The 14,696-nt window shown below is 37.5% G+C and carries 12 protein-coding genes; 5 read left to right on the top strand and 7 right to left on the bottom strand.

Annotation, left to right across the window (positions count from 1 at the left end; genetic code table 11):
• Positions 1 to 63: 63 nt before the first annotated feature.
• The 6 genes from uvrD to lptM form a co-directional block, all read right to left on the bottom strand.
• Complete coding sequence (gene uvrD, locus M983_RS09500) at positions 64 to 2,220, bottom strand: DNA helicase II (RefSeq protein ID WP_066749818.1); 2,157 nt, start codon at positions 2,218 to 2,220, stop codon at positions 64 to 66.
• Positions 2,221 to 2,367: 147 nt separating this feature from the next.
• Positions 2,368 to 3,084 carry a 5-amino-6-(5-phospho-D-ribitylamino)uracil phosphatase YigB gene (yigB, locus tag M983_RS09495; RefSeq protein WP_066749817.1) on the bottom strand — a complete coding sequence of 239 codons (717 nt, stop codon included), beginning with the start codon at positions 3,082 to 3,084 and terminating at the stop codon, positions 2,368 to 2,370.
• Positions 3,084 to 4,007: a tyrosine recombinase XerC gene (gene xerC, locus M983_RS09490; protein ID WP_066749816.1), complete on the bottom strand. Its 924-nt coding sequence runs from the start codon at positions 4,005 to 4,007 to the stop codon at positions 3,084 to 3,086. The genes yigB and xerC overlap by 1 nt, the downstream gene beginning before the upstream one ends.
• The gene (locus tag M983_RS09485; RefSeq protein WP_066749815.1) at positions 4,004 to 4,714 is read right to left on the bottom strand and encodes a DUF484 domain-containing protein; all 711 of its coding nucleotides are present in this window, start codon (positions 4,712 to 4,714) and stop codon (positions 4,004 to 4,006) included. The genes xerC and M983_RS09485 overlap by 4 nt, the downstream gene beginning before the upstream one ends.
• A gap of 25 nt (positions 4,715 to 4,739) precedes the next feature.
• Entirely contained in the window at positions 4,740 to 5,564 is an 825-nt protein-coding gene (gene dapF, locus M983_RS09480; RefSeq protein WP_066749814.1) for a diaminopimelate epimerase, read from the bottom strand.
• Between the two features lie 44 nt (positions 5,565 to 5,608).
• The gene (gene lptM / locus M983_RS09475; RefSeq protein ID WP_066749813.1) at positions 5,609 to 5,788 is read right to left on the bottom strand and encodes an LPS translocon maturation chaperone LptM; all 180 of its coding nucleotides are present in this window, start codon (positions 5,786 to 5,788) and stop codon (positions 5,609 to 5,611) included.
• 79 nt (positions 5,789 to 5,867) lie between these two features.
• On the opposite strand from lptM, the gene cyaY reads away from it, so the two are divergent.
• Positions 5,868 to 6,185: an iron donor protein CyaY gene (gene cyaY / locus M983_RS09470; protein ID WP_066749812.1), complete on the top strand. Its 318-nt coding sequence runs from the start codon at positions 5,868 to 5,870 to the stop codon at positions 6,183 to 6,185.
• A 60-nt stretch (positions 6,186 to 6,245) separates the two neighbouring features.
• Here the strand turns inward: cyaY and M983_RS09465 are convergent, their stop codons facing one another.
• Positions 6,246 to 8,849, bottom strand: a complete 2,604-nt coding sequence (locus M983_RS09465; protein WP_066749811.1) for a class I adenylate cyclase — start codon at positions 8,847 to 8,849, stop codon at positions 6,246 to 6,248.
• Positions 8,850 to 9,854: 1,005 nt separating this feature from the next.
• Between M983_RS09465 and hemC the strand changes: the two genes are divergently transcribed.
• From hemC to hemY, 4 genes are read left to right on the top strand one after another with little or no spacing between them, the layout of a single operon-like run.
• Positions 9,855 to 10,793: a hydroxymethylbilane synthase gene (hemC, locus tag M983_RS09460; protein WP_066749810.1), complete on the top strand. Its 939-nt coding sequence runs from the start codon at positions 9,855 to 9,857 to the stop codon at positions 10,791 to 10,793.
• A complete protein-coding gene (gene hemD / locus M983_RS09455) occupies positions 10,793 to 11,530 on the top strand; it encodes a uroporphyrinogen-III synthase (RefSeq protein ID WP_066749809.1) in 738 nt (245 codons plus the stop codon). Before hemC ends, hemD begins: the two co-directional genes overlap by 1 nt.
• Positions 11,531 to 11,550: 20 nt before the next feature.
• The gene (gene hemX / locus M983_RS09450; protein ID WP_066749808.1) at positions 11,551 to 12,804 is read left to right on the top strand and encodes a uroporphyrinogen-III C-methyltransferase; all 1,254 of its coding nucleotides are present in this window, start codon (positions 11,551 to 11,553) and stop codon (positions 12,802 to 12,804) included.
• A gap of 4 nt (positions 12,805 to 12,808) precedes the next feature.
• Positions 12,809 to 14,032 (top strand): protoheme IX biogenesis protein HemY, encoded by a 1,224-nt coding sequence (hemY, locus tag M983_RS09445; protein WP_066749807.1) that lies wholly within the window; start codon positions 12,809 to 12,811, stop codon positions 14,030 to 14,032.
• Positions 14,033 to 14,696: the final 664 nt, after the last annotated feature.

Below are 14,696 nucleotides of genomic sequence, written 5' to 3'. Positions count from 1 at the left end.
TGCATAAGTCTGCACATAGGGGCGTATTTTGATACGTTGACGTTATTATGCTTTATTTTTTGATTATTCTAATCGAGCAAAAGCCGCCACCAGCCATTTAATTCCTTCACCATTAAAAGCGATTTGTAAGCGACAATGCTCGCCACTGCCTTCAATATTAATGATAGTGCCCTCACCAAATTTAGGGTGTTTAACTCGTTGCCCTAGTGAATACCCACTGTCATTACTCATTATTGGTGTACCTAAGCGATGATGATTAACAGGACGTGAAACTGTCGCTCTTAAACGCACTTCTTCAACACATTCAGCAGGCAGTTCACCAATAAAACGAGAAGGACGATGGCTGACTTCTTTACCATATAAACGACGATTTTCTGCATATGTCAGTGTGAGTTTTTTCATTGCACGCGTAACCCCCACATAAGCGAGACGACGCTCTTCTTCTAAACGCCCACCTTCATCTAATGACATTTGACTTGGGAACATACCTTCTTCAACACCAACAATAAATACTTGTAAAAACTCAAGACCTTTTGCTGAGTGCAATGTCATCAATTGAACGGCATCTTGATAAGCATCAGCTTGTCCTTCTCCTGATTCTAAGGCAGCATGGGAAAGGAAAGCTTGTAATGGCATTAAATCTTCGTCTTCATCTTGGTAACTAAATTGACGAGTAGCGGTGACAAGCTCTTCAAGGTTTTCAATTCGTGCTTGAGCTTTTTCGCCTTTCTCTTGTTCGTACATAGCCTTTAAACCTGAGTCACGAATAATTCGGTCTGTTTGCACATGTAAAGGCATATCAGCCGTTTCACTACTCAATGTCTCTATCAGTTCTAAAAAGCGTTGTATCGCGGCTGTCGCTCTTCCTGCTAACATTTTATGTTCAATGACATGAAGCGCACTTTCCCATAATGTTATCTGGTTTTCTCTTGCAACTTGGCGAACAATATCAAGCGTTCTATCGCCAATGCCTCGTGTTGGTGTATTCACAACACGCTCAAAAGAGGCATCATCATGACGATTAGCGGTTAAGCGCATATAAGAGAGCGCATCTTTAATTTCTTGACGTTCAAAGAAGCGCTGACCGCCATAAATACGATATGGCATGTTCGCTTGTAATAATGCTTCTTCCATGACACGAGATTGCGCATTACTACGATAAAGGATGGCACAATCAGATAGCGCTCCACCGTCTTCTTGCCAGCGTTTAATTCGACCAGCAACATAACGTGCTTCATCTAAATCATTGAAGGCACAGTAAAGTGAGATAGGCTCACCTTCATCATCTTCAGTCCAAAGATTTTTGCCTAATCTATCGCTATTATTGGCAATTAATGCATTAGCTGCTTTTAAAATCGTGCTAGTAGAGCGATAATTTTGTTCTAAACGAATCGTCTGCGCACCTGGGAATTCATTTAAGAAATTTTGAATATTTTCAACTTGAGCACCGCGCCAGCCATAGATAGATTGATCATCATCTCCCACTATCATCACTTTGCCAGTTTGCCCAGCTAACATTCTTATCCATGCATATTGAATATTGTTCGTATCTTGGAACTCATCAACAAGAATATTGGTAAATCGATGCTGATAATGTTCTAAAATTTGCGGTTTATTTAACCAAAGTTCATGTGCTCGCAGTAAAAGCTCCGCAAAGTCGACTAATCCAGCGCGATCACAAGCTTCTTGATAAGCTTGATAAACTTTTAGCCATGTCGTTTCAACAGGATTACCATAAGTTTGTATATGTTGAGGTCGTAAACCTTCATCTTTTTTACCATTGATATACCACATACCTTGACGTGCAGGCCATTGTTTATCATCAAGGTTCATTGATTTAACAATACGACGAATTAAGCGATATTGGTCATCGCTATCAATAATTTGAAAGTCTTGTGGTAAACCCGCATCAAGATAATGCGCTCGTAATAAGCGATGCGCTAGACTATGGAAAGTCCCTATCCACATTCCTCCTTGGCTCGTACCAATTAAATCTTCAATGCGATGACGCATTTCTGCGGCTGCTTTATTGGTAAATGTGACAGCAATAATGGAGAAAGGAGAAGCTTGCTCAACCGAAAGTAACCAAGCAATACGATGTACTAATACACGCGTTTTACCACTACCTGCTCCTGCAAGTACCAGCATATTGACACGCGGTGCAGCAACCGCTTCGCGCTGTTTATCGTTAAGGCCTTCAAGCAGATATGAGACGTCCATAATTACCAATCATTTAGTGGAGAGAAAATACTGTGGATATGTACAGAAAATTATTAATATGCAACAAACTAACAGGATTTTACCTGTTAAGCAAAATAAAGCCCATTGAAAAGGACTAATTCATAAAGATGTTTGCTGAAAGTCACATTAAACTAATTCAGTAAGATAACGTAAATCGTTGATTTCAATATGTGGGATCACTCTTGTTTCATTATTTTGGAATAAGTTACGATTATTGAGATTAATCCAACATGCCTGTAAACCACTACGAATAGCACCTTCAACATCAGTCACAAGGTGATCGCCTACATGCAAAATTCGTTGATGCGGTAAATTTAATAACGATGCTGCTTTATCAAACATATCAGGATAAGGCTTAGAACGCCCATCAGGACCTGCTTTTAAGATATGAGAAAAATAGTCACCTAATCCACAATGACACGGCTGTGCATTACCATTAGTAATTGCAATTAACGGTATTTTTTGCGCTAATTTAGCGAGTACTTCATGTGTTTTTTTAGGTACATCAATCGCACTACGCCAATAAGCGAAATGTGCCATAATGTCATCAGCACCTTGCTTTGCTTTCTCTTCACTATAACCATAATCAAGTAGCATATTTTTTGCAGCAAGCCAGCGCCAATGCGTTATATCATGGAAAATCTCAGGGTCGTTTTCTAGCAAAGGTTTTTTATACTTATCAATATGTTGTTCAGTAAAATGATTAAAGCGCGCATCATATTGACGAATAAATTGTAGTGTTTCTTGCTCCGTTTTATCCATCACAGGTACATTGTCATAAAGCGTATCATCTAAATCGAATGTCATCGCTTCAATGGGCATCAGAGTTCGGTAGAAATGCATTATGATTTTTCTCTCTTAGCTCTCGGATGAGCAGCATCATAAACTTTGGCTAAATGTTGGAAATCTAAGTGAGTATAGACTTGCGTTGTGGATAAATTAGCGTGCCCTAATAGCTCTTGAACTGCACGTAAATCACCACTCGACTCTAGTAGATGTGTTGCAAATGAATGGCGTAGCTTGTGAGGATTAACATGGCTATTTACCCCTTGTTTAACGCCCCAAATTTCAAATCGTTTTTGTACACTACGTACTGATAAACGCTTGCCACTTTGGGTTGAGATAAATATCGCCTTATCTTCAGGTGAATAGAGCTCTCTCATAGGAAGCCAATTTTGTAACCATTCTACCGCTTTTCTACCTAAAGGGACTTTACGCTCTTTACTTCCTTTCCCTAAAACTCGAACTTCGCACTCTTGTAGATCAATATCATTGAGATTAAGACCGGTTAACTCAGACAGACGTAAACCTGCACCATACATAACTTCAAGCATGGTTCTATCTCTGACAGATAATGGATCTTTTAAATCAATATTCATTAATTGGCTAACTTCATCCACATCCATATTTTTAGGAAGATGTCGCCCTGCTTTAGGGGTACGAATACCTTTTGCGGGATTAACTTCTCGCATTTTCTGAGCAACTTGCCAGTCAAGAAAACTACGTAAAGCAGAAAAGCGTAAGGCTAAACTCGTCGGTTGTAAGCCACTACGGTGGCTTTTGGCTAATAACATACGAACATGCTGGCTTTCTAGTGATGACCAATCGGTTATCTTCATGGCAACCATCATCTGAGCTAAAGCCAATAATTGACGACGATAACCTGTAATTGTTACTGGGCTTAATCGACGCTCAACCTGAATATATCGTAAGAATTGTTCATATACTGATGAGAGTGTTTCTGGTATTTCAATAGATTCGCTCATTGCCTTGCAATCCACCGTGTTAATAACTCAGGTAAAATATGAGCAAGCTTATCAAGTAACATTGTCCCCATCCCTTGTTGGAAATGTTGACTGTCACGACTATTAAAAATAATCACCCCTAAATCACCATAATGCCCTAATAATGAAAGCGCAACAGAACCAGAACGTCGTATATCAGGCATAAGTAACATTAATTCTTGCCCATTTAAGGTGCCTAAATAGTGGCTATCATTACCCATTCGTTGAATACGAAAATGTTCAAATGAATAACGAGATAAAGCAAGAAATTGGGCATCAAGAGGCGGTTGTAATTGCCAACGATCTGTAAATAATCTTAGCTGAACAGATGATAATCCAAGGTTTTTGGCCCATAGATTGAGGCGTTCAAGCGTATCTTTAAGTGATGTGCTATTCGATAACTGAGAGATTAAGAGAAGTAATTGACTAAACAGCTTTTCATTTTCAGAGGCTTGTTCTATCAGTAAACGCATATCGTCTTCAAGATAATGAATGCGATTGCGCTGGCGTGACATTATCCATTCCACTAATGAAATGGTCCCTCTTACAGGATGAGGCACCTGCATTTGTTCAATATAACCTGCATTACGAATAAAGAAGTCAGGATGTTCCCTTAAATAATCAACAATGAGTTGATCATTGAGTCCATTTTTTTCAGGGTAACAGAACTGCTGATTTTTATCCGTCATACAGATAGCCTCTCAAAAAATAATATTATAACTGAATGATCCCATCATAAATATGTGTTGCTGCACCGGTCATATAGAGCGGATTTCCAGGGCCTTTCCATTCAATGAATAAAGAGCCACCAGGTAAAACAACATTGACTTTTTTTTCAAGTAAGCCTTGTGTAATACCAATCGCTACCGCGGCACAAGCCCCACTCCCACAGGCTTGCGTTTCACCGGCACCACGCTCATAAACACGAAGATGAAGCGTATTTTTATCAACAACTTGCATAAAGCCAATATTAGCACGCTCAGGAAAGCGTTCGTGTTGTTCTAATATAGGGCCTAATAATTCTACCTCTGCGGTTTTAATGTCTTCGACTTGGAGCACACAGTGTGGATTACCCATTGAGACAACACCACAAAGTACAGTTCTCTCCATCGCTCTGATAATATAGGTTTTTTCTACTTTTTGCGCACGAAAAGGAACTTTTTGTGGCTCAAACTCAGGCTCCCCCATATTGACACAGATATCATCATTATCCAGTACACGTAATATCATTCTGCCAGATTGCGTACTCACTTTTATCTCTCTTTTATTCGTGAGTCCTTTTAATCTCACAAATCGGGCAAAACAACGGGCTCCATTGCCACATTGTGATACCTCACTGCCATCAGCATTAAAAATACGGTAGTGAAAATCAAGTTCGGGATCGTAAGGTGCTTCAACCACCAGTAATTGATCAAAACCAACACCAGTATGCCGATTAGATAATCGACAAATTAATTCTGGTGAGAAATAAACATTTTGGGTCACGGCATCAACTACCATAAAGTCGTTACCAAGCCCATGCATTTTAGAAAATTGCATTTTGCTCCTGCCTAAAACGGCATTACCGATTCTAAAAATATTGACTATTTAGTCTGAGCTGAAGAGCTTTCAACTTGTTGCTGTGTTGGCTGTGGTGCTTCTGATGATTGCGTCGTCTTTGTCTGAGAATCTTCAGGTGGAAAATAAAGAGGCCCTTTCAAACCGCAACCAGAAAGAGAAATCAGTGTTATTATAGCAAGAGCACAACGTATATACGTTTTCATTCGAAATCTGCCTGTCATTAATTTATTTAATATCCCCTATAATCGCAGTTAGATCTCGAAAAGCAAATAGGAAATGAAGATGAACGACAGTGAATTTCACCAATTAGCTGACGAATTAATGTCAGAAATAGAGCAAACAATTGATAATTATGAAGGTGATGCTGATATTGATTGTGAAATTAATGGTAGTGTAATGACATTAACCTTTGAAAATAATAGTAAAATTATTATTAATCGCCAAGAAGCTTTTCATCAAATATGGTTAGCAACACGTTTAGGTGGTTATCATTTTGATTTGAAAGAGGAACAATGGATTTGTGATAGAAGTGGGAAGGAATTTTTCACTTTACTCGCTCAAGCTATCACAGAACAAAGCGGTGAATCATTTACTTTCTAATATGTTATTTCACAATGGGAGCTTGCTAGCCAGCTCCCATTAGTCAGCAATATAATAAAATTATGAGTGCTGTACTGCCTGATAGTCTCTAAAACCGTGGCTTTGAGTACTCACTGATGACATATCAGGTTGTATATCTTCTTTACCTATCGAACTCATTTGACCAAATGATCCACCCGCAAAAGGTAATACTTGGGTTACGCCATCGACTTTCGCTATTTGATAAAATTGCGGTAAGTTAAAATTGATAAAGCTTGAACCATAAGTAAAGCGGTCATGAGAAGAAGAATAGAAACGGCTCACATCTTTAACTAAATCTTCTTTGCTACCCTCGCAATGAGAATAGATTTCAACACGATTAGCCTCATCTAAAATATAAATATTAAAAATATTGGCATCTTCTGTTGTTTCAAAGAAAAATTGAATAATCCCTTCACAAGCAAATCCATCAATCACTGCCGGTAAATAACGAGCATCTTTATCAAGTTTGATAGGTAATCCATGAAGTTTGTTGTAAGAAATTGCACCGTAAAACTCAATGGCGTTTTCTAATTTTTGAACTGATACATTTAGGCGCTCAAAGAAAAGCCCCCATGTTTGCCCTGCAATACGCAATGCTTTAAAACGACCAGGTTCTAAGCGGTTTGTTGATAAACGCAATTCAATACATTCAGACACTAATTGCTGTACACGAGTACGAATTAAGCCTCTTAAATGTTGGCTATAGCAAAAAACTTGAACAGATGCTGGTGGCGATGCGTCTTGATGCATTTTACCTAAAATCGTTTTTAATGACTCAAGCATAGATTGAGTTCCACTAAAATGCAGCGTTCTCACCTCATTCCATGAATTACGATATAACAAGTCAATACTACCAATTAAGCATTGCTCTTTTTCACCAAAGCTAAAGACATCTAGTTTTCTAAAGTCAAAATGAACGACTTGAGAACTAAAATCTTCTGTAGGATCTGTTTCAAGATTGACAATAATAGCCAAATGACGAATTTCACATGGGCTATAGAGCGCTTTTGGGGTCGGTGCAGGTAATCGAATAGGAAAATGATTCGACATATCACTGACAAGTTCATGCAATTTTATCTCATCACATGATGATTCACCTTGGTGAATATAAACGCGTGAGCTTTTGGTTAATAGTCCATTAAAATAAGACCACGCAACCAATTTATTCAAGTAACGGTTATATTCTAATGGCTGGTGACCAACAATATTTTGAAAATCAGGTGACTGATTATATAAATACCAACCACTACGATTAGCACGACCTTGTGGCACGTAGATAAACGTTAAATTACTTTCTGATAAATCAGGTGAGATTTGTGGATTAACGAGAGTGACTTTACCGGGTAATGCTTCAAATGCAGCATATAATTTACGTGTTAAAACACCGATATCTTGTGGGCTTGCGCTTACACTTAAATTATTACGGCGAGCAAAACGAATAAGGTTACGGTAACTTTGCATCATTGTATCAAGCAATTCGTTATGAGCATCTCGTACACGCCCAATTTTCCAGTTATCACGATTATCTAATACAATTAACCGCTCTTTATCCCACTGCCATTGAGTAACTAATTGAGATAGAACTTGTCGCCTCCAACTATCATGTATGCTATCTACATTGGTGTGAGATAGCTTTTCGCATACTTTGAGATAGAAGCAACGACGAATAAGGTCAAGACGGGTTAAATCATTAATGGAGAGTAGATAACGAGTAACACGGGCAAGCATCATACAATAAGCATCTAAACCATAATGAACAATTTCACCACGATGCAGATGTTGTTTCATCTCTAACGCTAGCAATTTCCCATTAGGATAATCTGCTGAATAGGCTTCAAGTAAAATACTTTTTAAAACAGCTTTATAAGGGGAATCGACACTCTTATACAGTTGCCATAAACTGGCACCAAAATATTCTTCAGCAGATAACTCACCTAATCCCCCGAGATCTAACCACTCATTTGGTGTTAATACACCCTGAGCATAAAGAGAATTTACATATTCATCATAATGGTACTCTTCTTCTACAGGTACCATTGTCCAGAGTAAGCGTTTACCTGCTAGGCGTACAGCAGTACGATAGAATTCATCAAGTAATAGAATATGTTGAGTAGAGCCGCAATCTTCTCCACCTAAACTACCGCTGGCATGATGACGAAATCGGTTCTCATCTATCAAGAAAAAGGTGACATCAATACCTAACTCACCCGCCCATTGCTCAATCAGTAAGCACTTACGTTGTAAAAGGGCACGTTCTTCTTGATCTAGCCAAGATTGATGGCAGATCCAAATATCAATATCTGATGATTGGCTTTGACCAACCGAAGAGGTACTCCCCATCGAATAGATGCCAGTAATTGGCAGCTCTCCGTTGGCGTATCCATTCATTGGCTCATCACAAAATGCGTTAACTAGCTTATCGGCCCATTGACGTTGTACATCATCGGGCTCAAAGAAACAGGTACCATGCGGCACATTTCCTTGTATATAGCCAGGTAGCTCAGGATGGTGGTAATGTAACAATACAGGCACTAAACTATAAACCTGTTTGAAAACATCACTCATTGATGCAAAAGCACGTTCCAATCTGAGTTGATTAATCGCATCCAGCCGTTGCTTCAGTGTTTCAATATAAAGATACAAGAGTTTCGCCTGAACAATACTAAGAAGATAGTAAAATTAGAGTTTATGTTTATTAAGTCACCGAGCTTAATTTATCGATTATAAAATAGATGAAACTTTACTAACAAATTCTCGGAAACGTGATCAATCTAACACCTTGCAAGCAACCCGTAAAGAGAAACTAGCGATATAGCACCAAGACCTAAAAGCAATATTTTACCGCTAAATCGTGTAAAGCAGTATCAATAATAATAGTATTATCAATATGATAGACTAAATTACTTCAATAAAAATGATAAAGAAAATTATCTCAATTTGATGTCAACCTAAGTAAAATCCCTATTTGGACTATAATAAGCATAAAAAATAGTTTGTAAAAAAATATTAAAAAAAACATAATTTGATAACATTCTACACAATCTATTGATAATAATGATTTATTTTTATATGAGTATTTTTTTATATTTAAAATAAAAATATTTTTATTAATTTAAATAATTATTTTTATTATTAATAATAATTTTTAAATTTAATTACGCTCTCTTTTTATAAATACTAAATTTATATTATTTATTTTCCTTTTTTATTTAATTTATTTCATTTTTATTTGTTAATTTTTATAGCTCTTTTATGTATATAAAATAATACACATAAAATATCATAGATAGAATAATAGCTGTCTAATCAATAAGTTCAATTAAGAAAAATCATAATGATTTACTATCAAAGATAGAATGTTAATGATATTCATTATATGTATTTATTTTGTTAATAAACCCTATTTTCTTTATAGGTATAAAAATTAAAGCCATCAATTTAAACATTAATAAAAACTTATGATTTATGATTTTATATATTATTTATTTATTGCCATATTTTTATTCTTATTAAGCGCTTTTTTCTTTCCTAAGAACCTGGTTTTAAAATGCCTTAACTGGAAAAATCAACCTTAAAGTGTTAAAACAATGCCTTAATTATCAACAAAAATATCGCTCATCGCTAGTCATCAAAAGAGATAATACTATTATGTCAAAAAGTACCATCCGTATTGCAACCCGCCAAAGTCCCCTTGCTATGTGGCAAGCTCTTTATGTGAAAGAACAATTGCAATTGGCACATCCTGATTTAGCGGTGGAATTAATACCGATGGTCACAAAAGGTGACATTATTTTAGATACACCTTTAGCAAAGGTCGGTGGTAAAGGCCTATTTGTAAAAGAACTGGAACTGGCTTTGCTCGAATCTCGAGCTGATATTGCCGTTCATTCAATGAAAGATGTTCCTATAGATTTCCCTGATGGCTTAGGATTAGTGACGATTTGTGAACGGGAAGATCCTCGTGATGCGTTTGTTTCTAATCATTATGATTCTTTGAGTGCACTTCCTGCTGGTAGCATTGTAGGGACTTCAAGTTTACGCCGCCAATGCCAGTTAAAGGCACAACGTCCTGATCTTATTATCCGTGATTTACGAGGCAATGTAGGTACTCGACTCAGTAAATTAGATAATGGGGATTACGATGCCATTATCCTTGCTGTTGCCGGCTTAAAGCGATTGGGCTTATCAGAAAGAATACGATCCCCACTTTCAGCAGAACAATGCTTACCTGCTGTAGGGCAAGGTGCTGTTGGTATTGAGTGCCGATTAAATGATAATGATACTCGCCAATTATTGGATGCCTTAAATCATTATAAAACCGCAGTTTGTGTTAAAGCGGAAAGAGCAATGAATACACGCCTTGAGGGGGGTTGCCAAGTCCCTATTGGCAGTTACGCAATTTGGCAAGATGACAAAATTTGGTTACGATCACTTGTTGGCTCACCTGATGGCAAAACCATTTTACGTGGTGAGCGTCTAACATCACCTCAAGAAGCGGAAGAAGCCGGAATATCGCTCGCAGAAGAACTATTAGATAAAGGCGCAAGAGCTATTCTTTCTGCTGTATATCAAGGTAATACACCATAATGAGTATTTTGATCACTCGCCCTGCGCCTTCAGGAAATGAATTAACTCAGCGTTTAATCGATGCTGGCAAATTGGCGTTTCATGCGCCATTAATAAAAATCATTGCTGGGCGTGAACTTCCTTTATTAGATGATAAATTAAAGGCGTTAAGTGCGGGTGATTATGTATTGTTACTTTCTAAAAATGCGGTGCATTACGCAAACTGGCAATTAAATCAATTACAACAATCATGGCCAGATACGCTATCCTATTATGGTATAGGGAAAAGCACAGCACTTGCTTTTCAAGAGATAAGTGAACGTCTTACTCACTATTCTCAACAAGGTGAAACCAGTGAAGACTTACTCATTCTTCCTGCACTTAATCAGGTAAAAGATAAACGTATTTTGCTATTAAGAGGTAATGGTGGTCGAGATTTATTAGCAAAAACACTACGTAAGCGAGGCGCTATTGTGGAAGAATGCGAATGCTACCAGCGCTTATTTATTCAGTATTCCCCTGAAGATTTTGCAACTCAGTGGGAAAAAAAACAGATTGAGACGCTTGTTGTAACCAGCGGTGAAATGTTACAACGACTCTTCTTTCTCGTCGCCGAGCCTAAAAAAGCATGGCTGTTAAATTGCCACTTAATTGTGGTAAGTGAACGATTAGCAACAATCGCTGAAGAGTTAGGATGGAAACAAATCACTGTTGCTGATAGTGCCCATAATGATGCTTTATTTCGTGCATTAATATAGAACCTAAATGAGACGCCGATATGACGGAACAGAAAAATACTAATGAAAATGACTTGCAAAATGATGCACCAGTAGCTGATGAAAATATCCGCTATCAAGAAGTCAAACCTGTTAATAACAAGCGTTCAGGCCTAATTGGAAGTGCGGTTGCAATTTTTGTGATCCTCGCTATTGGTGGAGGCTTTTACTATTATGCCCATCAACAATCGTCAAAGCTTAGTTTAGAAAATCAGGCACTAAAATCTGAACTGGCAGAAATACAACAGCGACAAAATACAGTTCAACAACGTTTTGATAATATAGATAGTCTACTTAATTCGCAAAAACAGACGATTGAACAATTACAAAATGATAACCAAATCACAGAGCAACAATTGCAAAAGCTACAAAATCAGTTCTCAGCTATTTCAAGTGCTGATGTAAAAAGCTGGTTATTAGCACAAGCTGATTTTATGGTAAAAATGGCAGGCCGTAAGTTATGGAATGACCAAGATGTTGTTACTGCAGTGAGTTTACTCAAAGGCGCTGATAGTAGCTTAGCGGAAATGAATGATCCTAGTTTATTTAATATACGCCAAGCGATTAACGAAGATATTGCCAATCTAGCAGCGCTGACTAAAATAGATAACGACGGTATAATTTTACAATTAAACCAATTAGCCAATCAGGTTGATAATCTGCGATTATCCGGTTTAGAACGAAATGGTTCACCAATGGATAAAAATGACGAAGCAATTTCTGGCTCACTTTCAGATTGGAAAGAAAATCTCAGTAAAAGCTGGAAAGGCTTTATGGATGACTTCATTACAATACGTCGTAGAGATACAGCAACAACACCATTATTAGCACCAAACCAAGACATTTATTTACGTGAAAATATTCGTTCACGTTTATTAATTGCATCTCAAGCCATTCCTCGTCAGCAAACTGAAATTTATCAGCAATCTTTAGAAGCCGTATCAACATGGGTTCGCGCTTATTTTGATACTACTGACCCAGCGACACAAGCATTTTTAGATACGCTATCAGAGCTTGAAAAACAGCCGATTACATTAGCAATGCCAACTGAATTAAAAAGCCCAGCGCTTTTAGAAAAACGTGTAGAAAAACAGATTCGTAACTTATTATCGCAAAATGACTATGCTCAACCTGCTGTTAAAGCACAGGATGCACAAGTCACCGAATCTGAAATCACCGTAAAGGAAAGAGTACAAAAAGGCCCTGCTGATAACTCAGCTTCAAGTACCACCACACCAGCACAGCAAGGAGAGTAAGTTTATGCTGAAAATACTCCTTTTATTTGTGGTACTGATTGCCGGTATCATTTTTGGTCCAGTTCTAGCTGGGCATCAAGGTTATGTATTAATACAAACCGATAATTGGGACATCGAGACTAGCGTTACAAGCCTTGTTATTATGTTTGTATTACTGCAACTCGTTTTAATTTTCCTTGGTTGGTGCTATCGCCGTTTTATTGGCACTAGTTCAAAAGCCTATAGTTGGTTTTCATTTCGTAAACGCAATAGAGCCCGAAAACAAACTCGCTTGGCACTGATGAAATTAGCTGAAGGCGATTTTAAACAAGTTGAAAAACTGATGAGCCGTAATGCCGATTATGCTGAGCAACCTGTTGTTAACTATCTTTTAGCCGCAGAAGCTGCGCAACAACGCGGTGATGAATTTCGTGTACAACAATACCTTGAAAGAGCTGCAGAGTTAGCTGACACCCATCAACTTCCTGTTGATATCACGCGTGTTCGTATTTTATTAGCGCAAAATGAAAATTATGCAGCGCGCACCGCTGTTGATGATTTATTAAACCAAGCACCTCGTCATCCTGAAGTATTGCGTTTAGCACAAACTGCTTATATTAGGACAGAAGCTTGGCAGGCATTGCTTGATATTCTGCCTTCAATGCAAAAAATCGCCTTACATTCTGATGATGAGTTAGCACAGCTACGCCAACAAGCTTATATCGGCATTATGGGACAGAAAATGTCCGAAAACGGCTGTGAAGGTTTAAAAACGTGGTGGAAAGGACAATCACGTAAAATTCAACATGATAATGCATTACGTGCTGTCGTTGCTGAGCATCTTATTGAATGTAACGATCCTGACACAGCGCAGACAATAATATTAGACGGACTTAAACGCCACTACGATGAGCGCTTAATATTACTACTACCTCGTCTTAAAAAGACGGATGCTAACGTGATATTAAAGGTATTGAATAGCTTAATTAAACAACATGGCCCAACGCCACTGCTTAACAGTACAGTAGGACAAATTGCGATGCATCAAGGCCAATGGCCTGAGGCAGAAACAGCATTTCGTAATGCATTAAAACAACGCCCTGATGCACATGATTTTGCTTGGTTAGCTGATGTACTTGATAATCAAAGAAAACCGCAAGAATCGGCTAAAGTACGTAAAGATGCACTGATCATGACATTAAAACAAGATCCTATTATCTTTGACGATCAGAAAAAAGAAAGCAAATAAACGACTCTCTATCTATACTCGACTAAGTAAACAAATAGCCCTTCATAGGAAGGGCTATTTTTTGCGTATTATTTCATGATGCTATGAATAACTCAGTAAAAGTGTATTCCAGAAAGCCATAAAATAGATAAAAAAAACGCCTGTATAAGTAATATACAAGCGTGTAATAGATAATCAGGTCTACAGACGGATGGTGCCTCACTCAACGTTTCGTCCTGTTGGTGATGAAGGGTGTTCATCGATAACGTGGACGTAGGCACCGATAATTGGCTCTGCATCATTCCTGGGTTTATGAAGTCAATGCTGTCATAAGAAGTGGAATGAGCATCTACATACCATATAATGCACTTATCATGCCAACATTGAATTTTAGGTATAAAAAGAAAATATCCTTCTCTAAATAGAGATAACTTATTGAAGTTTTATTTATTTTTTACTTTCACTCTCTAATAACCACAATAAATATGAGTCTATTCATTTTTGTAAAACATAAAAGTGCAAATATCTCTCTTCGCGCGTCTCTATTTCACGACATAAAATTCACTCAAAGATTTTAAATATTAAAATCAATAAGTTAAACGTCATTTGGAGACATAAAAATAGCCATGTGTTGGCATTTACCGACAAAATATAAAAATATATTATTTTTCATAGAGTTAAATAT

This window comes from Proteus myxofaciens ATCC 19692, from assembly GCF_001654855.1.
Lineage (GTDB): Bacteria > Pseudomonadota > Gammaproteobacteria > Enterobacterales > Enterobacteriaceae > Proteus > Proteus myxofaciens.
Note: the sequence above shows the minus strand (reverse complement) of the source record. Positions and strands in the feature narration are given on the sequence as shown.